Raw genomic sequence first — 24,762 nt, 5'->3', positions numbered from 1 at the left:
GCTGCTACTCCAGCCCGAGGCTGTCGCGCAGAATATTCAGGCGTTCACTATCCCCGTCACGGGCGGCCTGTTGAAGTGATTTGGTTGGTGCATGGATCAAGCGGTTGGTCAGTTTCCAGGCCAGATCCTGCATAATGGCTTGCGCATCACCACCCTGTTGAAGAGCGGCCAACGCTTTGGCAGTCAGTTCATCACGGATCTGTTCTGACTGACTGCGATACTCGCGGATAGTTTCACTTGCGCCCTGAGCGCGTAGCCAGGCCATAAATTCGCTGGTTTCCTGCGCCACAATGGTTTCGGCTTCCACGGCCGCCGCTTTGCGCTGGGCCAGGTTATGCGAAATGATGCTTTGCAGGTCGTCAACGCTGTACAGATAGGCGTTGGACAACTTACCCACTTCTGGCTCGACATCGCGCGGTACGGCGATATCCACCAGCAGCATAGGTTGATTACGGCGATTTTTAAGCGCGCGCTCCACCATTCCTTTGCCGATAATCGGCAGCGGGCTGGCGGTAGAACTGATAATAATATCGGCATCCTGTAAACGCGCATCGATATCACTCAGTGAAATCACTTCGGCGCCGACTTCATCCGCCAGCACCTGCGCCCGCTCGCGGGTACGGTTGGCGATGATCATCTTCTTCACTTGATGCTCACGCAGGTGTCGCGCCACCAGCTCAATGGTTTCGCCTGCGCCCACTAACAGCACGGTCACCGTGGAGAGCGATTCAAATATTTGCCGCGCCAGCGTACAGGCGGCAAAAGCCACGGACACGGCGCTGGCACCGATGTCTGTTTCTGTTCGTACACGTTTAGCGACAGAGAATGATTTCTGGAACATGCGTTCCAGCGCACTGGCGTTCAGGTGACCTTTTTGCGAATCCGCAAAAGCTTTTTTCACCTGCCCCAGAATCTGCGGTTCACCAAGCACCAGCGAATCCAGACCGCTGGCAACACGCATCAAATGACTGACGGCGTCGTTGTCCTGGTGCCAGTACAGGCTATTGCGCAAGTCTTCTTCATTAAGATTATGGTAATCGCACAGCCAGCGAACCAGCGCTTCTTGCAGGTTATCCTGCTCTTCAACGCTGAGATACAGTTCCGTACGGTTACACGTCGACAGCACCACCCCGCCCTGCACCATTGGCTGCGCAAGCAGGCTGTCCAGCGCCTGATCGAGCGTATCCGGCGAAAACGTTACGCGTTCTCGCAGCGATACAGGTGCCGTTTTATGGTTAATACCAAGCGCTAAAAGGGTCATGTGTGCGGGAATAGTACCAGCGTTGATAAGGTTAGACTGGGTGCATCATACAGGATGCGTGCGGTCAATAAAAGAGACTGCCCCCTTTTGGAGTAATAGGTTAGTGCACAAATTTGAGCGATTTAAGATAACTTGAACGTAGACGATGTATGATGGCGGCGCTAGCATTAAGAGTTATAACTGCAACGTATCTCAAGGATTTGTCATCATTATGACCCTGCCTGATTTTCGCCTGATTCGCCTGCTGCCGTTGGCGGCCCTGGCTCTTACCGCCTGTACGCTCAACGCGCCGAAAGGTCCCGGCAAAAGCCCTGACTCTCCACAGTGGCGCCAGCACCAGCAGGAAGTACGCGCCCTGAACCAATATCAGACGCGCGGTGCGTTTGCGTATATTTCCGATCAACAGAAAGTCTATGCCCGCTTTTTCTGGCAACAAACCGGACAAGATCGCTACCGTCTCCTGCTGACCAATCCCCTGGGCAGCACTGAACTGGAACTCAATGCCCAGCCGGGCAACGTCGAACTTGTCGATAACAAAGGCAAGCACTACACCGCTGACGACGCCGAAGAGATGATTGGTAAACTGACCGGCATGCCTATTCCATTGAATAGCCTGCGCCAGTGGATCCTTGGCCTGCCGGGAGACGCCAGCGATTACAAACTCGACGACCAGTATCGTCTGAGTGAAGTGAACTACAGCAAAGACGGTAAAAACTGGAAAGTGGTCTATAGCGCCTACGACAGCAAAATTAAGCCTGCGATGCCGGCAAACATGGAACTGTCCGACGGCGATCAGCGTATTAAGCTGAAAATGGATAACTGGATTGTGAAATGATGACCCACTGGCCCTCTCCGGCAAAACTGAATCTGTTTTTATACATCACCGGGCAGCGTGCGGACGGTTATCACACTTTGCAAACGCTATTCCAGTTTCTTGATTATGGCGACACGTTAGGTATTGCGCTGCGTGGCGACGGCGAAATCCGCCTGTTAACGCCGGTGGAAGGCGTTGCACATGAAGACAATCTCATTGTCCGTGCGGCGCGCTTGCTGATGAAGGCGGCGTCTGAAAGCGATCGCCTTCCCAAAGGGAGCGGCGCCGACATCAGTATCGAAAAACGCCTGCCGATGGGCGGCGGTCTTGGCGGAGGTTCGTCTAATGCAGCTACCGTCCTGGTGGCGCTGAATCACCTTTGGCAGTGCGGACTTTCGGTTGATGAACTGGCAGGACTCGGCTTAACGCTGGGGGCGGACGTTCCCGTATTCGTGCGCGGCCATGCGGCCTTTGCTGAAGGCGTAGGTGAAATTCTGACGCCGGTCGAGCCAGAGGAAAAATGGTATCTGGTCGCACACCCGGGAGTCAGTATTCCGACGCCGGTGATTTTTAAAGATCCCGACCTCCCGCGCAACACGCCAAAAAGGTCAATAAAAACGTTACTAAAATGTGAATTCAGCAATGATTGCGAGGTTATCGCAAGAAAACGTTTTCGCGAGGTTGATGCGGCGCTTTCCTGGCTGTTAGAATACGCGCCGTCGCGCCTGACTGGTACAGGGGCTTGTGTCTTTGCTGAATTTGACACTGAGTCTCGTGCTCGCCAGGTGCTTGAGCAAGCCCCGGAATGGCTCAAAGGCTTTGTGGCGAAAGGTGTCAACCTCTCCCCATTGCACAGAGCGTTACTCTAAATCGTTCGGGTTTCAGGAAGATGGCGAAATATGCCAGCACACATGAAACGTGAAAGATGACGAGTAAGCCGGGCAAGCTGAGTTGCGGTGACAACGTCACCCTGTTCCAGACGTTGCATCGCGCTCTTTAATACACCGCATGGAGAGGATACTGCCTGGCCCGCACAGTTTTCGGCAGATTCTTTCCACCAATGGACGCATGCCTGAGGTTCTTCTCGTGCCTGATATGAAGCTTTTTGCTGGTAACGCCACCCCGGAACTAGCACAACGTATTGCCAACCGCCTGTACACTTCACTCGGCGACGCCGCTGTAGGTCGCTTTAGCGACGGCGAAGTCAGCGTACAAATTAATGAAAATGTACGCGGTGGTGATATTTTCATCATCCAGTCCACTTGTGCCCCTACTAACGACAACCTGATGGAATTGGTCGTTATGGTTGATGCGCTGCGCCGTGCTTCCGCAGGCCGTATCACCGCCGTTATTCCTTACTTCGGCTATGCACGTCAGGATCGTCGCGTACGTTCCGCTCGTGTACCGATTACTGCTAAAGTCGTCGCTGATTTCCTGTCCAGCGTTGGCGTTGACCGCGTCCTCACCGTTGACCTGCATGCTGAACAGATCCAGGGCTTCTTTGACGTACCGGTTGATAACGTATTCGGTAGCCCGATCCTGTTAGAAGACATGCTGCAGCTGAATCTGGACAACCCGATTGTGGTTTCTCCGGACATCGGTGGCGTCGTGCGTGCCCGCGCTATCGCTAAACTGCTGAACGATACCGACATGGCTATCATCGACAAACGACGCCCGCGCGCGAACGTTTCTCAGGTGATGCACATTATTGGTGACGTTGCAGGTCGTGACTGCGTGCTGGTTGATGATATGATCGATACCGGCGGTACGCTGTGTAAAGCAGCAGAAGCACTGAAAGAACGTGGTGCAAAACGCGTATTTGCTTACGCTACCCACCCGATCTTCTCAGGTAATGCGGCAAACAACCTGCGCAATTCAGTGATTGATGAAGTCGTTGTCTGTGACACTATTCCACTGACTGACGAAATCAAAGCACTGCCAAACGTGCGTACATTGACCCTGTCGGGTATGCTGGCCGAAGCGATTCGTCGTATCAGCAACGAAGAATCCATCTCTGCTATGTTCGAGCATTAATCGAGCCCGGCTCAAAAACCCGCTGCGGCGGGTTTTTTTATCTGCAACATCTATTTGTATGACTTATGCCTCCTTCACCTGCCATTTAGTTGACAGATGATGCGCTCATGGATGAAACATTATTGTGAACAGATTATTTTCCTCACATGTGATGCCTTTCCGCGCCCTCATCGACGCTTGTTGGAAAGAAAAATATACCGCTTCTCGCTTTACCCGCGACCTGATCGCCGGGATAACCGTTGGGATCATTGCCATTCCGCTGGCGATGGCCCTGGCAATAGGCAGTGGCGTGGCGCCGCAGTACGGCTTGTATACCTCAGCCGTGGCTGGGATTGTTATCGCCCTTACCGGGGGTTCACGTTTTAGCGTATCTGGACCAACTGCCGCCTTCGTGGTGATTCTGTATCCGGTGTCGCAACAGTTTGGGCTGGCAGGCCTGCTGGTCGCAACGCTAATGTCCGGGATATTCCTGATCCTTTTCGGCCTCGCCCGTTTTGGTCGCCTGATCGAATATATCCCGGTATCCGTTACGTTAGGTTTTACATCGGGTATTGGTATCACCATCGGTACCATGCAGATTAAAGATTTTCTCGGTCTGCAAATGGCCCATGTCCCGGAGCACTACCTGCAAAAAGTCGGCGCGCTGTTTATGGCCCTGCCAACCCTCAACGTTGGCGATGCCGCAATTGGCGTGGTGACGCTGGGGATCCTGATTTTCTGGCCGCGTCTGGGGATCCGACTGCCGGGCCACCTTCCTGCGCTGCTGGCAGGCTGTGCGGTAATGGGGATTGTGAACCTGACCGGCGGCCATGTCGCCACCATCGGTTCTCAGTTCCACTACATTCTGGCTGATGGCTCGCAGGGTAATGGCATCCCGCAGTTGCTGCCGCAACTGGTATTACCGTGGGACATGCCGGAGTCAAACTTTACCCTGAGCTGGAGTTCGTTACAGGCGCTGTTACCGGCCGCCTTCTCCATGGCGATGCTCGGGGCGATTGAATCTCTACTGTGCGCCGTCGTACTTGATGGGATGACTGGCACCAAGCATAAAGCCAACAGTGAGCTGATTGGCCAGGGCCTGGGTAACATCGTGGCACCGTTCTTCGGTGGTATCACCGCCACGGCGGCAATTGCCCGTTCTGCGGCAAACGTCCGCGCCGGGGCGACCTCACCAATTTCAGCGGTCATCCACGCGATTCTGGTGATCCTTGCCCTGCTGGTGCTTGCGCCGCTGCTTTCCTGGTTACCGCTTTCCGCCATGGCCGCCCTGCTGCTGATGGTGGCATGGAACATGAGTGAAGCGCATAAAGTGGTGGATCTGCTGCGTCATGCGCCAAAAGACGACATCATTGTCATGCTTATGTGTATGTCGCTGACGGTGCTATTCGACATGGTGATCGCCATCAGCGTCGGTATCGTTCTCGCCTCCCTGCTGTTTATGCGTCGTATCGCGCGCATGACGCGTCTGGCGCCGGTCAACGTAGACGTACCTGACGATGTGCTGGTGCTGCGCGTTATTGGCCCACTTTTCTTTGCCGCTGCGGAGGGATTATTTACCGATCTCGAATCGCGCATTGCAGGTAAACGTATTGTGGTCTTGAAGTGGGACGCGGTCCCGGTACTGGATGCCGGTGGTCTGGACGCTTTCCAGCGTTTTGTAAAACGCCTCCCGGAAGGGTGTGAACTGCGGATCAGTAATCTGGAATTCCAGCCGTTACGTACCATGGCGCGCGCGGGCATTCAGCCGATTGCCGGACGCCTGACGTTCTTCCCGAATAAAGACGCCGCGCTGGCAGATATCAGCTGACGTGTAGCCCGGCCAAGCGAAGCGCCACCGGACTACAAATGACAGGCAAAAAAATGGCTCCCGTGTGTGGGAGCCTTTTTTATAATCAGCTTATTGCTTACGCGTTCAGCAGTTGCTCAGCTGTCGCTTTCACGCTTGCCAGCAGGACTTTGACATCCTCCAGACACACCGTTGGGTTCAGCAGCGTCAGCTTCAGGCAGGTTACGCCATCTGCTTCGGTCACGCCAACGTTGGCGCTACCAGAAGCCAGCAGAACGTCGCCAATACGCTGGTTCAACAGCCCAACGAACGCCATGTCGTCACTGTGCGGACGGAAACGGAACAGCACGCTTGCCAGCTGCGGCTCCATCACCAGTTCCAGGTGTGGCTGAGTTTTCACAAACGCAGCCACATCACGCGCCAGCGTTACGCCGTTATCAATGATTTCGGCATACTGCTTTTTGCCCAGCGCTTCGAGCCCCATCCACAGCTTCAGCGCGTCAAAACGGCGCGTGGTCTGCAGCGATTTCGACACCAGATTCGGTACGCCCGCCTCTTCATCGAAATCAGAGTTCAGATACGCCGCCTGGTAACGCATCAGCTCGTAGTGGCGCGCGTCTTTCAGCAGGAACGCGCCGCAGCTGATGGTCTGGAAGAACTGTTTGTGGAAGTCCAGCGTCACGGAATCCGCCAGTTCAAGGCCGTTCAGGAAGTGACGATACTGCTCAGAAAGCAGTAACGCCCCGCCCCATGCTGCATCCACATGCATCCAGATCTGGTGTTCTGCCGCCAGCGCCGCAATGTCCGCTAACGGATCGATTGCGCCCGCATCGGTAGTACCCGCAGTGGCGACAATCGCCATCACCTGTTCGCCGTTGGCTTTCGCCTGGGCCAGCTTGTCTTTCAGGTCAGCCAGATCCATGCGTGAGAACGCATCGGTCTTCACCTGGGTGACGGAACGGTAACCCAGCCCCATCAGCGCCATGTTCTTCTGCACAGAGAAGTGCGCGCTTTCAGAGCAAAATACTTTGATTTTGCTCAGGTCGCCGGTCAGACCATTCTGCTGAATGGAATGCCCCTGGCGGGCAAAGAAGGCGTCGCGCGCCAGCATCAGGCCCATCAGGTTGCTCTGGGTGCCACCGCTGGTGAACACGCCCGCGTCGCCTGCCGCATAGCCCACCTGCTCACGCAACCATTCGATCAGTTTGATCTCAATGATGGTCGCCGACGGGCTCTGATCCCAGGAGTCCATACTCTGGTTGGTGGCGTTGATCAGCACTTCTGCCGCCTGGCTAATCACCAGGCTCGGGCAGTGCAGGTGCGCCACGCACTGCGCATGGTGAACCAACAAGCTGTCTTTCAGAAAGTATTCAACCGCACGCTCAATCGCGGCCTGGTTGCCCAGGCCCTGAGACGTAAAATTCAGGTTGATACGTTCGCGCAGTTGCTCAACGGTTTTGCCCTGATACATCTCAGGTTGCTTCAACCATTCAACGACCGCTTGCGTACTCTGCTCGATAGCGTCCTGGTAGGCAGCGATGCTTTGTGCCGAGCCGGACAGAATCGGATTTACGTCTGACATTCGATCCAACTCCGTTTAAACCGGCTTCACGCCAGCGCCCAGCAGGGCATTTTCGAATTTATCGAGGAAAATCTCCAGCTCTGCGTTGGTGATCAACAGAGACGGCAGCAGACGCAGTACGCAACCGTTACGGCCGCCACGCTCCAGAATCAGGCCGTTTTCGAAACATTTTTTCTGCAGCAGCGCGGAAAGCTCTCCATCGGCCGGGTAGCAGCCCATGTGATCCTGCGCTTCGTTCGGCTTAACGATTTCCAGACCAATCATCAGGCCCAGACCACGTACCTGGCCGATAACCGGATAACGTTTCTGCAGGTCAGTCAGTTTGCCTTTCAGCCACTCGCCCTGCGCAGCAACTTTATCGGCAATCTTGTCGTCTTTGAGGATTTTCAGCGTTGTCAGACCGGTCGCCATCGCCAGTTGGTTGCCGCGGAAGGTGCCAGTGTGATGGCCCGGAGCCCACGCATCGAACTGCTTTTTAATGCCCAGTACCGCCAGTGGCAGACCGCCGCCAACCGCTTTGGACATCACGATGATATCCGGCTCAATACCGGCGTGTTCGAAGGCGAACAGTTTACCCGTGCGCACGAAGCCAGCCTGAACTTCATCGATAATCAGCAGAATGCCGTGTTCCTGGGTCACTTTACGAATACGCTGCAGCCACTCGATCGGAGCCGGGTTTACCCCGCCTTCGCCCTGCACCGCTTCGAGGATCACGGCAGCCGGTTTACGCACGCCGCTCTCAACGTCGTTGATCAGGTTTTCGAAGTAGTAGGTCAATGCTTTGACGCCAGCGTCGCCGCCGATACCCAGCGGGCAACGGTACTGATGCGGATACGGCATAAACTGCACTTCCGCCATCATGTTGCTGACGGCTTCTTTCGGCGACAGGTTGCCGGTCACGGACAGCGCGCCGTGGGTCATCCCGTGGTAGCCACCGGAAAAGCTGATGATGCTGGAACGGCCGGTAACTTTCTTCGCCAGCTTCAGCGCCGCTTCAACGGCATCGGCACCGGACGGCCCGGTGAACTGCAGGCAATACTCTTTGCCCTGGCCCGGTAATAAAGAAAGTAAATACGATGAGAATTCATCTTTTAACGGTGTGGTAAGGTCAAGCGTATGTAACGGTAAGCCGCTTGTGATGACACTTTGAATGCTCTGCAGCACTTCAGGATGATTATGACCAAGCGCCAGGGTTCCGGCACCTGCCAGGCAATCAAGATATTGATTATTTTCTACGTCAGTAATCCAGACGCCCTGCGCTTTAGCAATCGCTAATGGCAGTTTACGTGGATAGCTGCGGACATTAGATTCAAACTCAGCCTGTCTTGCTAAAAAGGTATCATTGCTCTGTGGTAATGAATTAGCACTTAAAGTATCAATACGGACTTTATCCGTCATCATATCACTCCTACAACCAGGTGTAGATTAACGCCTGATTGAATAAATGGTTATAAGGGTTACCTGTAAAAAAGCGCGGCTAATATATGTTGTTTTAGCCCTGGACTCAATCATTTATTTTTCAACACATTTAGCAGGTGTTTTTTCTTTATAATTCAAAGTGTAACAGCCACCCTTCATTACGAAATCCTAAAGAAATATATCTATTTAATTAACAATTACCGTAGCCAATTGCAACGCATACGATGTTATAAAAACCATGGAATTTTCATGCTTTTATTATTTTTTTACACGTTTTTACCATTAATAATGTACGCATTTTCTTGTTACGACATGATTTTTCACTTATTTGTCGATAAATCGAATAAAAAAGTCGATCCCTAAATATAAATCACTTAGTATGGCGCGCTTATTTGCAGGCTATGTAAATAAAATTAATGCGCAGCACCCGGTAACGCGTACAGGCGACACGCGTTTTCGACAACAGGAATTCCCTGGGTTGTCAGCAGAAATGTTCGCGGGCGGACATTTCGTAAGGCGAACACCGTTTCCCCTTATGCCGAGAATGAAAATTTTCTAGCCATACTTTTATGGCGCCCTGATATGAGATTGTTATGACTCGCATTTATCCACCATCCGTCGTTGCCAAATTTGGCGGCACCAGCGTCGCTGATTTTGATGCGATGAACCGAAGCGCCAGCATTGTCCTTGCTGATCAAGATGTCCGTTTAGTCGTACTGTCTGCTTCAGCAGGCGTTACAAACTTACTGGTCGAGCTTTCTGAAGGTCTGGAAACGCATCAACAATTAGATAAGCTTGAGACCTTACGCGCCATCCAATACAACATTATTTCCCGCCTGAAGCAGCCGTCCGTTATCAGCACGGAAATCGATAATCTTCTCAACAACATCCGCCATCTTGCACAAACGGCGACCGTTTCACCGTCTGATGCGCTAAGCGATGAATTGGTCAGTCACGGCGAGCTGATGTCCTCTTTACTGTTTACTGAAGTCTTACGTGAACGGCATGCCGAGGCCGGGTGGTTTGACGCCCGCAGCGTGATGCGTACCAACTCGAGTTTCGGCTGCGCCGAACCCGAACTCAGTACCCTGCACCACCTGGTGGAGACTCACCTGCACCCTCGTCTTGAGCAAGCGATTATGGTGACCCAGGGGTTTATCGGCCGGGATGCCGCAGGGCATACCACTACGCTGGGACGCGGTGGTAGTGATTACACGGCGACGCTTCTCGGTGAGGCGCTTCACGCCGCACGCGTGGACATCTGGACCGATGTCGCAGGGATCTACACCACCGATCCGCGCATTGCGCCGCGGGCCAAACGGATTGACCACATCTCATTTTCCGAGGCCAGCGATATGGCCGCCTTCGGTGCGAAGGTCCTCCACCCGGCTACGCTGCTTCCGGCAATGCGTAAAAGCATTCCGGTCTTTGTTGGCTCAAGTAAGGATACGGCTGCCGGTGGTACGCTGGTGCATAACACCACCGACAACCCACCTCGCTATCGTGCGCTTGCCGTGCGCCGTAAACAGACGCTGTTGCGATTACATAGTCTGGAGACACAACCGTCCGGTTCTTTCCTGGCGCAGTCCTTCGCCATTTTAGCTCGCCACGCGGTCACGGTGGATTTGGTTACAACCTCAGAGAACAGTATTGCGCTGGCGCTGGACGCGACTCACGCTACCTCAGGTGAAGATCATATACTGACCAGCGCATTGTTTACCGCATTATCCTCCCACTGTCGTGTGGAAGTGGAAACCGGACTGGCATTAGTCACTTTGGTGGGGAATCGGCTGACTCAGGCGGCGGGGGTTTGCAAAGACGTTTTTGCCTGGCTTGAAGGGCATACGGTGCGAATGATTTGCCACGGCGCGTCAAATGACAACCTGTGTTTCCTGTTGCCCGCTGAAGACGCGGATAGCGCGGTTAAAACGTTACATTATCGGTTATTCGAATAACGTTTCTTATATTCCGTAGCGAATATAAAAGTGCGTTCTATGCAAGGATAATGAACAAGCAGAGTCCTGGTTTTTCAACCAGGACTTTGTATTCAAACCGCAGCCCTCTCTACCGGGAAACGATTTAGTTATGACGATGAGTGGTATCACCGCGACGACAGCGTTTGTCATAATGGCGTACCCACCAGTAACGGTCACTGATTTGCTCGTGCCCGCCCACTCTGGCTCCCGCCAACCACAGAACACCACCTACAAAAATACTGAGCACGGCACCATGTGCGAAAAACTGTGGCAGATTAAATTGCGGCAATTGGTTTAAAATAGAGTAACCAACACCCCCCACCATCACCACCAACCCTAAAGCCATGAGCACGTTACCGAGTAACGAAGCGTTTTTGCGTTTCATGTGTCACCTCCGGAACTTTGGGTTGCTACAGGGAATACCCCTAATCCTTATGTGTAAAGTATAGACAACACTGCCGTTCGCAAGTGCGGGAGCGATCACAATTACAAACACTCGCGCAACAAAACTTTACAAATAAGCTACTGAACATACTCAATTTCTAATAGTCCATTTGTGCAATTATTTAGTTTTTGGCGATTAGAACGCAGTTTTTTGTCAAGAGCAGCATCAGACAGTAAACTACACGTCGTTTATGGAAACACTCAGGACAAAACACGTGACGATTAAATTGATTGTCGGCCTGGCGAACCCCGGCGCAGAGTATGCGGCAACGCGACACAACGCAGGCGCATGGTATGTCGATTTACTGGCAGAGAGATTACGCGCGCCCCTGCGTGATGAGCCGAAATTCTTCGGCTACACCTCCAGAGTAACGCTCGAAGGGGAAGATGTCCGTTTGCTGGTACCGACCACATTTATGAATCTCAGCGGCAAGGCCGTAGGTGCGATGGCCAGTTTTTATCGTATCAATCCCGATGAAATTTTGGTCGCGCACGACGAATTAGACCTGCCGCCTGGCGTGGCAAAATTTAAGCTCGGTGGCGGTCATGGCGGACATAATGGCCTGAAAGACATCATCAGCAAGTTGGGCAATAACCCCAACTTTCATCGTTTACGCGTGGGAATTGGTCATCCGGGTGATAAAAACAAAGTTGTCGGATTTGTTTTAGGCAAACCGCCTGTTTCAGAACAGAAGTTAATTGATGAAGCAATTGACGAAGCGGCACGTTGTACCGAGATTTTATTCAAAGATGGCCTGACCAAGGCAACGAGCCGGTTACACACCTTTAAAGCGCAATAAGCAGGGATGTGCGGCATTTTTCTCGCGTGCTGTGTATAATAGGCAGAGTTATTTACTTTTCTACAATCTGTTTTCCATAACAGGTTGAATATCAAAAGATTAAGGTGATTTAAACATGGGATTCAAATGCGGTATCGTCGGTTTGCCAAACGTAGGCAAATCCACCCTGTTCAACGCGCTCACAAAAGCGGGTATTGAAGCGGCAAACTTCCCGTTCTGCACTATCGAGCCGAACACAGGTGTTGTCCCGATGCCCGATCCGCGTCTGGATCAGTTGGCCGAAATCGTCAAACCGCAGCGTATCCTGCCAACAACGATGGAATTCGTCGACATTGCCGGTCTGGTAAAAGGCGCGTCCAAAGGCGAAGGTCTGGGTAACCAGTTCCTGACGAACATCCGTGAAACCGAAGCTATCGGCCACGTGGTTCGCTGCTTTGAAAACGACAACATCATCCACGTTAATAACAAAGTGGATCCGGCTGACGACATTGAGGTTATCAATACCGAACTGGCGCTGTCTGACCTGGATACCTGTGAGCGCGCTATCCATCGCGTACAGAAGAAGGCTAAAGGCGGCGATAAAGACGCTAAAGCGGAACTGGCTGCACTGGAAAAATGCCTGCCACAGCTGGAAAACGCTGGCATGCTGCGTGCGTTGAAAACGCTGACCGATGAAGACAAAGCGGCTATCAAATACCTGAGCTTCCTGACGCTGAAGCCAACGATGTATATCGCCAACGTCAACGAAGACGGTTTTGAAAACAACCCATACCTCGATAAAGTGCGTGAAATCGCCGCAGCTGAAGGCTCCGTGGTTGTTGCAGTTTGCGCTGCCGTTGAAGCTGACATCGCAGAACTCGATGATGCTGACCGTGAAGAATTCATGGCTGAAATGGGTCTTGAAGAACCTGGTCTGAACCGCGTAATCCGCGCTGGTTACGAACTGCTGAACCTGCAGACCTACTTCACCGCTGGCGTGAAAGAAGTTCGTGCATGGACCATTCCTGTTGGCGCAACGGCTCCGCAGGCGGCGGGTAAAATTCATACTGACTTCGAGAAAGGCTTTATCCGCGCACAAACCATCGCGTTTGAAGATTTCATCACCTATAAAGGTGAACAGGGCGCGAAAGAAGCCGGTAAGATGCGTGCAGAAGGTAAAGATTACATCGTTAAAGATGGCGATGTGATGAACTTCCTGTTCAACGTCTAAATAAAACTTCTCGTCTCATGAGGTTTCATCAAATCTCATGAATATCGAAAAAGTCTATAAAATCCACGCAATTGCGTGGATTTTTTCATTTCATAGAGTGTGAATCCATCTCGTAACGAGACAGTACAAACAAGAGCTCGTTATGCTCACCGGAATTCAATGCCGTAATGCTAAACCTAAAGTTGGCCTGTACCACGAAGTATAACCTTACAGGCAAAAAATAATCCTTACATCTCCCTGCCGTTTTATGAATTTCATTCATAGCGGCTATTTAATGTGCGTAATTATCTTTCTTCCCGACTTCGTTAGTCTTGGTCACATGCGGATAAACACTCATTATGTCCTGATATGACCAGCCTGACCGGCTGGCCAAAGGTATCGTCTGATAGGGGTTAAATACTCTTATCGAAGAAGACGTCTAACTTTTGCAAAGCCTTGTCAACGTACTCAGGAATCCAATACGTCTCGATATGGGTAGCGCCATCGATCAGGAAGAGTTCTTTGTCTTTTGTACCGGTGGCTTTCGCAAACGCATCTTCCGTCATATAGAGCGTATCGGCTTTTGTACCAGCAATCATCAGCAGCGGTTTATTGATGAGATTGATATGGTCCGTAACGTCAAAACTCATCAAATCTAACAGGCTGCTTGTCGTGTATTTAAACGTAGAGTTCGGGTGCGCGTGAGTTTTCCAGTAGTACTCATAGCCCTGTCGATATAAGGCAAAAGGTAACTTAGCGATCTGTTCATCAGTCAGATTGGCATCACCGGAGTACAGGACTTCGCCTCCGGAAGCTTCCTGAGCACGTGCGTCAGAAGCCTGCTGAAGACGCTGCTGAATAGTATCCAGCTGTGAGTCCTGAAAACCGTTGCGGCGCACCAGGCCTGAATTAAACATGCTGATGGTTGCGATCGATTTAAACCGTTGATCCGTTTCGGCCGCAACAAGTGAATAACCGCCACCTCCGCAAATACCCAGCAGACCGAGGCGGGAAGTATCCACTCCCGGATACTGGCTGATGTAGTCAGCCATGCCGTGGATATCCTCGATGCGATTAGCGGGTTTATCCACGCTGCGAGGCATCCCACCGCTCGCGCCCTGATAAGCCGCGTCGGCAGTAATCGTGATGTAGCCCTGCTCGGCGAGACGCTGGGCATACAAGCCTGCGACCTGCTCTTTTACGCCGCCATTCGGATGTGCAACCACTACGGCAGGGTATTTTTTGGCGGGATCGTAGTTAGCAGGGGTATAGACATTCGCAGCTATCTGAATGCCATGCAGATCGTACTTCACCGGATGAATGTTGACCTTGCCTTTGACGTTCTCAGTGATGGCGCCGTCATAGGCCAGGGTGAATGGATTTTTTTTGTAATCAGCCGCATTGACTGAGGTGGCCCCGGTTATTGCCGTGAGCAGTATTGCAGTTAACAGATTGAATTTCATGGTCTCTCCCGATGAGTTTCAGGCTTGCGGATTTAAATGTGCAGACTCAGGTTAGAGAGAGAGGCCTGTCAGCATCGTGACAGGTAAATAACATTTTTGTCAGCAAGCAGGCAGAGATGGCTTCATGTTTCTGACAATGCTGTCAGGTAAGCGTCAGCTTTATGTTGGCAATCAAGAGGCAGAATAAGCCCGATTGAACAGTTAAGAGGAAATCCCGTTATGCGCCTGTTGTTAGTCGAAGATGAAGAAAAAACGTCAACCTATCTCAACCGTGCGTTGAGTGAATCCGGATTTACGGTAGATGTCTCTGCAGATGGCGCAGAAGGTCTTCATTACGCGCTGGAGCTTGACTACGACGCGATAATCCTTGATGTGATGCTGCCGGGGATGGATGGCTACCGGGTACTCGAGGGGGTGCGGGCCGTCAAACAAACGCCGGTACTGATGCTCTCGGCCCGCGGTTCGGTCGACGAGCGCGTCAAAGGGCTTCGGCTTGGCGCGGATGATTATCTCCCCAAGCCCTTCTCTCTTATCGAACTGGTGGCGCGCATTCAGGCACTGGTGCGTCGCCGCGCTACGGATGGCGCAGACATCACCCAACTGCAAATTCACGATCTGCATCTCGACCTGCTGGCTCGCCGCGTATTTCGCGCCGGAACGCGACTGGAATTGACCGCAAAAGAGTTTTCCCTGTTAAGTCTTCTGGCCCGGCATCAGGGGGAGATCCTGTCAAAAATGATGATTGCTGAGCAGATATGGGACATGAATTTTGACAGCGATGCCAATGTGGTTGAAGTCGCCATTAAACGTCTGCGAGCCAAAGTTGATGCCCCATTCGACGTCAAACTGTTACATACCGTTCGTGGCATGGGGTATGTCCTCGAAGTCCGGTCGGAATAAATGAAGAGACTCAGCATGCCTAAACGTTCCATCTCCGTTCACCTGGCGCTGATGTTTGCCTTATCCGCGCTGCTGATTGTGTCCATTATCGGTATCTTGCTCAGAAGCTCCTTACATGACTCTTTGCAAAAGCAGATGCATAACGAACTGTTGTTCCGGGAATCATTAATGAGTCCGTGGTTCGCCGCACGAACATCGGCTGACGGCTGGTCGACGTTGGCTAATAAATTTACTCTGCTAACCAATTCTGAAGGTGAGCGCGTTCGCTACTGGATAGTGAGCGATAACCCGCGCTTTAGCATGGGGGGAATACCACCGGTGGGCGTTCAGTGGTCCTCTTTGCAGGAGGGATTTAATAAAGTGCCCGGCGCATCGGAAGGTGCATGCTCACTGTTCCTGTTAGTGAAAACCATCCCCGCCAACGGTGAAAGGCCTGAGCTGCGCTATGTGGTTGCCATCGACTCTACGCCGTATATGGGCACACTTGATGCGTTCACACGAACGCTGCTGATTATTGCCGCGCTGGGCGTACTGATTGTCGCCTTACTGGGATACGTTGTTTCACGGATTGGCCTGCGTCCGGTGGGCATGCTCAGTCAGCAGGCACAACACCTTGCACCAGGTGACCATGGCCAGCGCCTGAATACCCGCGCGTTGCCCGAAGAACTGCAGCAACTGGCATCATCATTTAACGGTGTGTTAGAGCGTCAGGAAATCGCCTGGCGACAGCTCGAGAGCTTTAATGCCGATGTTGCGCATGAACTTCGTACCCCGCTGACTAACCTGATCGGCCAGACGCAACTCGGGCTATCACGCCGACGTTCACAAGATGAACTGGAAGAGTTATTGGGTTCAAACCTGGAGGAGCTTGAACGCATGACGTCGATAGTTAACGACATGCTGTTCCTGTCTCATGCGCACGCGGGTGAACATGCTTCCCAGCTTACGCAAGTCTCCCTGCGCGAAGAAACCCTGAAAACAGCGGAATATGTTGAACCCTCTTTTGCTGAAAAACAGCTTTCGCTGGAGGTTGAGGGCGACGTCACGGCGCATATCGACAGGCGGCTGTTTCACCGTTCACTGGCTAATTTGCTGGAAAATAGCGCCAGGCATTCCCCCTCCAATAGCACGGTTACGGTGCGCTTAAGCGAAAAAGGCAATCAAGTTTGTGTAGACGTTTCTAACCCTGGCGATCCGATAGCGCCAGAGCACTTACACCGGCTTTTCGAACGGTTCTATCGTGTTGACACCTCCCGAGCCAGGAGTGATACCCATCATGGGCTGGGCCTGTCGATTGTCCGTGCCGTCGCCATTATGCACCGGGGAGATGTCTTTGCCCGTAGCGAGAACGGTATCAATACCTTTGGCCTGACGTTTGCTAAACAGCCTGACGCTATCCGAATCGGGAGACTGATTTCAGAGACAAAATCGGGATCTCCGCGCGCAAAGACTTCTGACAAAATTGTCAGAGAGTCGTCAGTCTGATGTCAGGCTATCTGCGCCAGAATCACTGCTGATACTCACCACGGCTGATTGAAGGAATGAAACAGTGAGAATGAAAAAGGTATTTAGCGGGTTTCTGGCGATGATGGTCATGGGGCTTCTGGGGCAGCCCGCGTTCGCATCAGAGGATTTATCCGCACACGCCCGCACGCTGATTATCTACTTTTCACAGCCAGAGGAGATGAAACCTGGTGCCGTGGATGGTTTTTCCGGGGCCAGCGTATTACAAAAAAATACGCCGGAGACCGGCAGCACGCAGTTTATTGCGCAACTGATTCAGAAGCAGACTCACGGCGACCTGTTTCGCATTGAAACCGCCACTCCCTACCCTCGCCAGCATGATGCACTTTTGCGCGTTGCCGAAAAGGAACAGCAAACGAAAGCCAGACCCTCGCTAAAAACGCCGCTCCCTGACCTGAGCAGTTACGACACCATTTACGTCGGCTACCCCATCTGGTGGTATACCATGCCAATGGTGATATACAGCCTCTTTGAGCAAAATGACTTTGCAGGCAAAACGGTCGTTCCCTTTACCACCCATGGTGGCAGCAGGTTAGCCGACTCCCTGCGAGAAATTGCTCGCATGCAGCCACAGGCCAAATTAGTCACTCGTGCGCTCGCGATCTCACGCAACGATATTTCAGCTCCTGACGTACCCGCGCAGGTTGAGCAATGGGTAAAACAAGTCCAGCCACAGCGTTAATCCATCGACATGAAGAAAATTTATATTTTCCAGGTCATGCAGGATGCGCTGATGACGTTACTTCTGTTGGTATTGATGGGATTTCACCTTCACGGTGAAATCGTGCATGAATGGGCGGGTATTATTTTTACGCTGCTCATCATGCTGCATTTATATCTTAACCGGCATCGCTTGTGGTCACTGTCGCCCAATATTCCGTTAACCATGCTGGTAGTTAACAGAATCATTAATGCAGTGACATTCGTTGTCATTCTGACCGCGATTGTCTCGGGCATGATGCTGTCCCGACATATCCTTCTGGACCAGGCGTTCCACAACCCGGCGAGCTGGGTCAGGAAAGTACACATGACGTCGGTCCACTGGGGAATGCTCATTCTGGCGCTGCATATCGGGTTGCACTGGAAAATGCTGGCGACTTTTTTCTGCCGGGTCCTGAACATCTCCAGCAATTCATTCTTTGCAAATGTCATGATGCCAGGAGTTTTTTCGCTAATCGCACTACTGGGATTGTACGAATTACTGAACCAGGACTATCTCGATTATTTGTTGATAAAGGTCGATTTCTCCTTTTTCGATTACGATGAATCTGCCCTACTTTTTTATCTACGCTACCTGGCCATTATTGTTTTATTTTCATTAATGACACGGTTTTCGCTTTGGTGCCTTATTTTTAGAAAAGACAAAGCAGCGTCACCATAATAAGGGTTAACTGACAGAATTGTCAGGCTGGCGTCAGTCTGACGACATCTCCCCCTGATTAGAATCATTGCAGACCCTCTCCATCATTGTAGATAAGGACGCTTTGCATGATCAGACATTTACGTTACCTCGGGCTGTTACTGCCCCTCTTTACGTTTTCATCCTGGGCGGCGGAGCAAAATCCCGCTGTCCATATCGCCACCGCCGGAAGCCAGAATGCGGTGTACGGGGCAGCAGAGAACTTTATCGGTCGCGTCCGGGTTGATCCTCTCTTCAAACCAGATAACGAAATTAGCGTTTCCGGGGCTTATGTCACCTTTGAGCCAGGTGCTCGTTCCGCCTGGCATACGCATCCGGCAGGGCAGCGGCTGATTGTGACCTCGGGAATTGGGCTTACCCAACAAGAAGGCCAGCCGGTGCAGGTCATCCGCGCTGGCGACGTTGTCTCTTGCCCGGCGGGCGTCAAACACTGGCACGGGGCGGCACCCGGCAGCGCAATGACGCACCTGGCGATAACCGGGATTGTGGATGGCAAAAGCGTTAACTGGATGGAGAAAGTGACAGATGAACAATACCACGCCCATTAAGGCATTAACGGCAGCGGTACTGCTGACCTTTGGTTTGGGTCTCACGGCACATGCTGCGCCCGTCAATAAAGGAGCCTCAGAAATGAACCACGAACAAACGGTTTCAGATACGCTGTCAGCTCGCCAGCAAGCCATCCCGTTGATTGCGGCATCAATGGCCAGCAGTCAGATGGATAAGCTGAATGCGGCACTGAATCAGGGGCTTGATGCAGGACTCACGATAAACGAGACCAAAGAGATTCTCGTCCAGCTCTATGCCTATACGGGATTTCCCCGTAGCCTGAACGCGCTGAATGAACTGATGAAAGTCGTCGAAGCACGTAAACAACGTGGCGTTGAAGACGTTGAAGGTAAAGAGCCGGTCGCCGCCATCCCTGTCGGAGATGAGCTTCGCCGTGTCGGTACCGCAAACCAGACTAAAATCTCCGGCGCCCCCGTCCAGGGACCTCTGTTTGATTTTGCCCCGGTCATTAATCAATTCCTACAAACGCATCTGTTCGGCGACATTTTCGCCCGCGATAACCTCGACTGGCAAAGCCGCGAGCTGGCAACGGTTGGCGCATTAGCCGCCACGCCGGGCGTTGAAGCTCAGCTGTTATCGCATACGCGAGCCAGCATGCGAGTCGGCCTGACGGCAGCGCAACTGCGCCAACTGGCACAAGTTCTGCGTGAACATGGCGAAGAAGATGCGGCTACGCGGGCGGAACAGGCGCTGCAACGGGCGTTAGCAAACAGTTAGGCGTTGGTTTGAGACGATACGGTGCTAATCCTCCGCATTCATGAGTCTGCCAAATAAGGGCAATCAAAGGTGCTAAATAATTCACGCTGACAACTCAGATATGATTGAACGGCAAACATAACAGAGGATGTAATCTTGAAAACTGTCTTAAAAACGCTGGCCATCTGCGCGATGGCGGGTGGCATGGTGGCTCAGTCGGTATACGCCGAGCCGCTGGTCATTAAGGAACAGGGAAGCTTTTCTGCTGGTGGCACAATCATCACCGCACCAGGGAAATTTGACGCGAAAACGCCGCTGGACTCTGCGGGTCAAACCTGGCATGGCGATCATGCGTCTGTGTTCTACCAAATTCCGGAAAATCCGCATAAATACCCTATCGTCATGCTGCACGGCGCAGGTCAGTTCTCCCGCACCTGGGAAACCACGCCGGATGGTCGCGAAGGGTTCCAGAACATATTCCTGCGTCGTGGATTCTCAACTTATCTGGTCGATCAGCCGCGTCGGGGCAGCGCCGGGCGCACGACGGTAGAAGGTACTGTTACGCCTAAACCGGATGAACAGATGTGGTTTAACCAGTTCCGCGTTGGCGTGTGGCCGGAGTATTTTAAGGGCGTTCAGTTTTCTCACGACAAAGAAGCCCTGAATCAGTATTTCCGTCAGATGACCCCGAATACCGGGCCGTTTGATATCAATGTTATCTCTGATGCGATGTCCGCCGTCGTGGATAAATCTGGCCCGGCTATCCTCTTCACCCACTCTCAGGGTGGCGGACCAGGCTGGTACACGGCGATGAAAAATGACAAGGTCAAAGCCATTGTCGCCTTCGAGCCTGGTAGCAGCTTTGTCTTCCCGGAGAAAGAGCTCCCTGCCCCAATGCCAAGCGCGTTCGACACGCTGAAGGGTGAACCGGTGCCGATGGAGCAGTTTATGGCACTGACTAAAATTCCGATTCTGATTATTTACGGCGATAACATCCCTGATAAACCTGTCGCCATGCCCGCGCAGGACAGCTGGCGCGTACGTCTGGCAATGGCTCGCGAGTGGCGTGACGTGGTGAATAAGCATGGCGGGGATGTCACTGTGACGCATCTGCCTGAAGTGGGAATCAAAGGTAATACCCACTTCCCGTTCTCCGATTTAAATAATGTGCAGATTGCTGATTTGGTGAGTCAATTCCTGAAGGAAAAAGATCTGCAATAGAAAGAGATAATATTGAGCCTTCATTATTGAGGGCTCAATACAATCATCAGTTATATCAAAAAAAATAAAATGGGGGAGCGAAAGTCTGCTATAAGGGAGAGGCGGAATTTTGCTTCCCGCTAATTTTACATTATATTAAGGATAGCATCCCAGTTGGTGTTCTTTCACCATATACCCGAGCATAAATACCGGTATTTACTTCTAAAAAAGGGGCATATCGTAAAGCCGTTAACGAAAGTGATGAATTATAGATAGAAAACCTTAAAGTTTTATTAAATTTGGAAAATTTAAATAATCAGTCATCTTAAGGTTAACATAATAATATCTCCCCATTATTGATAGGACATCTGTGAGAGGTCTTATCATGCGAATAATCTCGCCCTACACATTAAAATGGCTACATGGCGGAAGCGAACATAATGATATTTCTGCATTAATACGCGAAAACTATCATCAGGTTTACCATGCTTCACTTTCCCGCTGTATGCCCTGGCTTCTTGGTATGTATGACGCCAACGGTGAACTTAAAGCCGCATGCGGCGTCCAGGTGGCATCTCATGGAACGTTATACCTGGAACAATACCTTGATACTCCAATTGAAACGACATTATCGTCGCGGCTGGAACTGCCTGTTCCGCGTGAAGCAATTGTCGAAATCGGCAATTTCGGCGCGCGTGATGGTGCCAGCGCGCGGATTATGTATGCCGCCCTCTGTCTGTTGCTTAATCAATATCACTACGGATGGATCGTGTTTACTGGTACGAAGAAAATCCGCAACACCTTCTACCGTCTGAATCTACATCCCATTCAGTTGATGTCTGCTGATCCTGGCAGACTGGGCGATGCGGCCCTGGAATGGGGTGAGTACTACCAACATGATCCACAAATAATGGCAGGAGAACTGACTGGCGGATACACAGCGCTGAGTCAGAACACCATGCTGTTAGCCCTGTTTACGCCATTACCAGATGCCCCATGGACTGATCTTTCAGGAGGACGCTGTAGATTCAATCTGTCAATGCAACACCCCTTTCAATTATCTCTTTCGGTGTTTTGAACTTCAGTGTCTTTCTCGGTCTGTTGTTTAGCTGAGCAGCAACCAGATCTAGTTCATGTTGAGTATATTGGGCAAGACATGTCTTTTTAGGAAAGTACTGCCGAATTAGCCCATTTGTGTTCTCATTTGTTCCCCGCTGCCAAGGACTCTGAGGATCGCAGAAGTAAACTTTAACGCCGGTGCTGACAGTAAATTCTAGATGTCTGGCCAGTTCCATTCCTCTGTCCCATGTCAGTGATTTTCTGAGTTCTGACGGTAAACTCAGGAATTTGTCGGTAAGAGCCTGATTTACTGAGACAGAATCTTTGCCCCTGAGTCTAAGGATGATCGTATAACGTGATTTTCGGTCTACAAGTGTGGCTATATGAGAGTTTTTTGTACCTGAGACTAAATCGCCCTCCCAATGCCCCAGAGAGCGTCTGTTATCGATATTTCGGGAACGTTCGTGAATTGGTGTTCCGTTCACTATGTTAATCGTACCTCTTTCGCCTTTGCGGGTATGACGCCTGCCATGGCGAAGGCTATGCGACCGTCGCAGATGCTGTATATTCAGGTGGTGTAGCGCTTCACGGCTACGAAAGTACAGCGTTTTATAAATTGTCTCAGGTGATATTCGCAGCGTTTTTTGACGTGGTTTTGTTCGCCTTAACCATCCTGATATTTGCTCTGGAGACCATTTCATCTCCAGCTTTTCCAGAACAAGCTTTCGCAATGGCAAATTTTGATCCAGTAAGCACGGTTTTGGCCTTTTCGCCATTCTGTTGGCTCGGTTATTAGCATCAACAGCTTTGTAATAGCGTCTGCCCCGATTACGCTGAACTTCACGTGAGATCGTCGAAGGACTGCGATTCAGCGCAGTAGCTATCGCACGAATGCTCATTTTGGCTGACAAACCAGCTCGTATCTCCTCGCGCTCAGACAGTGTCAGGTGAGCTACAGCCCGCTTACGCTCATGGGGTTTTATGCCGCCAGTATCCCTTAACATAGTGAAGATCGTTCCGGGTTTTGAACCCAGGATATTCGCTATTTCACTGAAGCCTGTTCCGTTCTTCCATAGTTCAAAAACAGAGGCTTTTTCCTCTGCTGTAAATGTTCGTCTCATTCAAAAAACCTCCGCAACCCCATGTTTTCACATAACTGTTGCGTTGACCAATTGAATCTACAGCCATGTTTCTTAACGCGCTTGAGCAGCAGGCTCGTCTACATCCCGATAGCGTAGCCCTGCAAGGAGAAACCCGGTTCTGGAGCTGGCGGCAATATCATGAAACCGTGATTGACACCGCAACACGATTACAGTCACTCGGAGTTAAATGTCTGGCGCTGGAAGCCGACAACAGCCCGGAGTGGGCGATCATCGATCTCGCCTGTCTGGCTTGTGGGATCATTATTATCCCTGTCCCCGCCTTCTTCACCGACGCACAAAAAGAGTGGGTACGCGCATCGGCATCGGTTGATGCGCAAATCGGCGGCGAGTTGATGGTCGGCTGGCTGAGGCATGATTTCCCATTCGGCAGACTGCAAACTCGCCAGATTACTGCTCCAACGCCCCTGCCTGCCGGGACGGCCAAAATAACGTATACCTCTGGCACTACAGGTGAACCTAAAGGCGTCTGTCTGAGCCAGGAAGGGATGTTCTGGACTGCACAAACGCTGGCCAGGGCCCTGCAGAATATCAATTCGCAAAAGCATCTGGTCACACTACCGCTCAGCATTCTGCTGGAGAATTTGTGCGGAATCTATATCCCTATGTTGCTGGGCGCACAGACAGTGGTACTGCCCTCTGCACAGATTGGATTCGCAGGTTCCAGCCAGTTTAATCCCTCTCAGTTTTTCCACGTGTTGATGAAATGGCATCCACAAAGTCTGGTGTTGGTGCCAGAACTGTTACGGGCGCTGCTCCACCTGCACCAGCAGATCCCGGAAAGCACGCAATCCTTGCGCTTTATCGCCGTCGGCGGTGGAAAAATTTCAACCCAGTTGTTGGCATTGGCGGGACAAAGCGGTCTACCGGTATTTGAAGGGTACGGCCTTTCGGAATGTGGTTCCGTTGTGGCACTGAATCTGCCTGATGCGGCAAAAGCGGGCAGCGTCGGCAAACCGTTACCGGGTATCAAGGTATCGGTTGATGCCAGTCAGCAACTGTATGTAAACAGCCCGGCCAATGCGCTGGGCTATCTGGGGACTGAACCACCCTCGCAGAATGTTGCGACTGGCGATCTCGGCAAAGTGGATGAAGAAGGATTTATATATCTTCATGGGCGTCTAAAAAATATTCAGATAAATGCTTTTGGTCGCAATTTCTCGCCAGAATGGCCGGAAGCTGAAGCAATGGCATGTTCGGCGGTCCGACGTATTGTGATCTTCGGCGAGGGATTGCGACGCAATGTTGCCCTGGTTGATGTCTTTGAAGGTCAACAGGAACTGGCCCGTGAGCAACTTCAGGCCCTCTCCGCTCGCTTGCCTGACTATGCCCGGTTCCATCGACTGCTTTTTACTTCAGTCCTGTCATCTCCCGATATATTTACCGCCAATGGGCGTCCCCGGCGGAGCGCCATCTGGCACTCCCTGAAACAAGATATTCTCACCTGCAGTGAGGAGGAATAATC

22 protein-coding genes are annotated in these 24,762 nt (G+C 51.8%); 16 read left to right on the top strand and 6 right to left on the bottom strand.

What is annotated here, in order from left to right; translation table 11 throughout:
- Window positions 1–4 precede the first annotated feature (4 nt).
- Window positions 5–1,261: a glutamyl-tRNA reductase gene (hemA, locus tag HV345_RS10985; protein ID WP_016153294.1), complete on the bottom strand. Its 1,257-nt coding sequence runs from the start codon at window positions 1,259–1,261 to the stop codon at window positions 5–7.
- 211 nt (window positions 1,262–1,472) lie between these two features.
- On the opposite strand from hemA, the gene lolB reads away from it, so the two are divergent.
- The 4 genes from lolB to dauA all read left to right on the top strand — a co-directional run bounded on the left by lolB (window position 1,473) and on the right by dauA (window position 5,916).
- Complete coding sequence (gene lolB, locus HV345_RS10980; RefSeq protein ID WP_047358971.1) at window positions 1,473–2,096, top strand: lipoprotein insertase outer membrane protein LolB; 624 nt, start codon at window positions 1,473–1,475, stop codon at window positions 2,094–2,096.
- The gene (gene ispE, locus HV345_RS10975) at window positions 2,093–2,944 is read left to right on the top strand and encodes a 4-(cytidine 5'-diphospho)-2-C-methyl-D-erythritol kinase (RefSeq protein ID WP_047498056.1); all 852 of its coding nucleotides are present in this window, start codon (window positions 2,093–2,095) and stop codon (window positions 2,942–2,944) included. Before lolB ends, ispE begins: the two co-directional genes overlap by 4 nt.
- Window positions 2,945–3,161: 217 nt before the next feature.
- Window positions 3,162–4,109: a ribose-phosphate diphosphokinase gene (prs, locus tag HV345_RS10970; protein ID WP_001518537.1), complete on the top strand. Its 948-nt coding sequence runs from the start codon at window positions 3,162–3,164 to the stop codon at window positions 4,107–4,109.
- 151 nt (window positions 4,110–4,260) lie between these two features.
- The gene (dauA, locus tag HV345_RS10965) at window positions 4,261–5,916 is read left to right on the top strand and encodes a C4-dicarboxylic acid transporter DauA (RefSeq protein WP_016153297.1); all 1,656 of its coding nucleotides are present in this window, start codon (window positions 4,261–4,263) and stop codon (window positions 5,914–5,916) included.
- Window positions 5,917–6,013: 97 nt separating this feature from the next.
- On the opposite strand, the gene HV345_RS10960 is transcribed toward dauA, so the two are convergent.
- Both HV345_RS10960 and HV345_RS10955 read right to left on the bottom strand, forming a co-directional pair.
- Window positions 6,014–7,477, bottom strand: coding sequence for an aspartate aminotransferase family protein (locus HV345_RS10960; protein WP_047498053.1), 1,464 nt, complete (start codon window positions 7,475–7,477; stop codon window positions 6,014–6,016).
- A gap of 15 nt (window positions 7,478–7,492) precedes the next feature.
- Window positions 7,493–8,878 carry a diaminobutyrate--2-oxoglutarate transaminase gene (locus HV345_RS10955; RefSeq protein ID WP_181636625.1) on the bottom strand — a complete coding sequence of 462 codons (1,386 nt, stop codon included), beginning with the start codon at window positions 8,876–8,878 and terminating at the stop codon, window positions 7,493–7,495.
- Window positions 8,879–9,489: 611 nt separating this feature from the next.
- Here HV345_RS10955 and lysC point away from each other — a divergent pair.
- Complete coding sequence (gene lysC, locus HV345_RS10950; RefSeq protein ID WP_181636624.1) at window positions 9,490–10,851, top strand: lysine-sensitive aspartokinase 3; 1,362 nt, start codon at window positions 9,490–9,492, stop codon at window positions 10,849–10,851.
- 124 nt (window positions 10,852–10,975) lie between these two features.
- Here the strand turns inward: lysC and ychH are convergent, their stop codons facing one another.
- Window positions 10,976–11,257, bottom strand: coding sequence for a stress-induced protein YchH (ychH, locus tag HV345_RS10945; protein WP_016153301.1), 282 nt, complete (start codon window positions 11,255–11,257; stop codon window positions 10,976–10,978).
- Between the two features lie 274 nt (window positions 11,258–11,531).
- Here ychH and pth point away from each other — a divergent pair, with 274 nt between their 5' ends.
- Window positions 11,532–12,116 (top strand): aminoacyl-tRNA hydrolase, encoded by a 585-nt coding sequence (gene pth, locus HV345_RS10940; RefSeq protein ID WP_016153302.1) that lies wholly within the window; start codon window positions 11,532–11,534, stop codon window positions 12,114–12,116.
- Between the two features lie 115 nt (window positions 12,117–12,231).
- On the top strand, window positions 12,232–13,326 hold the full coding sequence (gene ychF, locus HV345_RS10935) for a redox-regulated ATPase YchF (protein WP_016153303.1): 1,095 nt from the start codon (window positions 12,232–12,234) through the stop codon (window positions 13,324–13,326).
- Between the two features lie 392 nt (window positions 13,327–13,718).
- Here the strand turns inward: ychF and HV345_RS10930 are convergent, their stop codons facing one another.
- Complete coding sequence (locus HV345_RS10930; RefSeq protein ID WP_142417380.1) at window positions 13,719–14,768, bottom strand: alpha/beta hydrolase; 1,050 nt, start codon at window positions 14,766–14,768, stop codon at window positions 13,719–13,721.
- A gap of 219 nt (window positions 14,769–14,987) precedes the next feature.
- On the opposite strand from HV345_RS10930, the gene HV345_RS10925 reads away from it, so the two are divergent.
- The 8 genes from HV345_RS10925 (at window position 14,988) to HV345_RS10890 (ending at window position 22,156) form a co-directional block, all read left to right on the top strand.
- The gene (locus HV345_RS10925) at window positions 14,988–15,668 is read left to right on the top strand and encodes a heavy metal response regulator transcription factor (RefSeq protein ID WP_049282242.1); all 681 of its coding nucleotides are present in this window, start codon (window positions 14,988–14,990) and stop codon (window positions 15,666–15,668) included.
- Between the two features lie 15 nt (window positions 15,669–15,683).
- Entirely contained in the window at window positions 15,684–17,153 is a 1,470-nt protein-coding gene (locus HV345_RS10920; RefSeq protein WP_181636623.1) for a heavy metal sensor histidine kinase, read from the top strand.
- Window positions 17,154–17,223: 70 nt separating this feature from the next.
- A complete protein-coding gene (locus tag HV345_RS10915; protein WP_181636622.1) occupies window positions 17,224–17,874 on the top strand; it encodes a flavodoxin in 651 nt (216 codons plus the stop codon).
- Window positions 17,875–17,925: 51 nt separating this feature from the next.
- Window positions 17,926–18,573 carry a DUF4405 domain-containing protein gene (locus HV345_RS10910; RefSeq protein ID WP_094761156.1) on the top strand — a complete coding sequence of 216 codons (648 nt, stop codon included), beginning with the start codon at window positions 17,926–17,928 and terminating at the stop codon, window positions 18,571–18,573.
- Window positions 18,574–18,680: 107 nt separating this feature from the next.
- Window positions 18,681–19,160, top strand: coding sequence for a cupin domain-containing protein (locus tag HV345_RS10905; protein WP_181636621.1), 480 nt, complete (start codon window positions 18,681–18,683; stop codon window positions 19,158–19,160).
- A complete protein-coding gene (locus HV345_RS10900; protein WP_137352333.1) occupies window positions 19,138–19,899 on the top strand; it encodes a carboxymuconolactone decarboxylase family protein in 762 nt (253 codons plus the stop codon). The genes HV345_RS10905 and HV345_RS10900 overlap by 23 nt, the downstream gene beginning before the upstream one ends.
- A 135-nt stretch (window positions 19,900–20,034) precedes the next feature.
- Window positions 20,035–21,099, top strand: a complete 1,065-nt coding sequence (locus HV345_RS10895) for an alpha/beta fold hydrolase (RefSeq protein WP_181636620.1) — start codon at window positions 20,035–20,037, stop codon at window positions 21,097–21,099.
- Between the two features lie 364 nt (window positions 21,100–21,463).
- Window positions 21,464–22,156 carry a thermostable hemolysin gene (locus HV345_RS10890; protein WP_181636619.1) on the top strand — a complete coding sequence of 231 codons (693 nt, stop codon included), beginning with the start codon at window positions 21,464–21,466 and terminating at the stop codon, window positions 22,154–22,156.
- Here HV345_RS10890 and HV345_RS10885 read toward each other — a convergent pair.
- On the bottom strand, window positions 22,107–23,258 hold the full coding sequence (locus HV345_RS10885) for an IS30-like element IS30 family transposase (RefSeq protein WP_001254932.1): 1,152 nt from the start codon (window positions 23,256–23,258) through the stop codon (window positions 22,107–22,109). The two genes, HV345_RS10890 and HV345_RS10885, sit on opposite strands and share 50 nt — an antisense overlap.
- A gap of 65 nt (window positions 23,259–23,323) precedes the next feature.
- On the opposite strand from HV345_RS10885, the gene HV345_RS10880 reads away from it, so the two are divergent.
- Window positions 23,324–24,760, top strand: a complete 1,437-nt coding sequence (locus HV345_RS10880) for an AMP-binding protein (protein ID WP_181636618.1) — start codon at window positions 23,324–23,326, stop codon at window positions 24,758–24,760.
- Window positions 24,761–24,762: the final 2 nt, after the last annotated feature.

Source organism: Citrobacter sp. RHBSTW-00986, from assembly GCF_013783065.1.
Lineage (GTDB): Bacteria > Pseudomonadota > Gammaproteobacteria > Enterobacterales > Enterobacteriaceae > Citrobacter > Citrobacter braakii.
The sequence above is the reverse complement of the archived record's forward strand: the minus strand, read 5'-3'. Positions and strand labels throughout refer to the sequence as shown.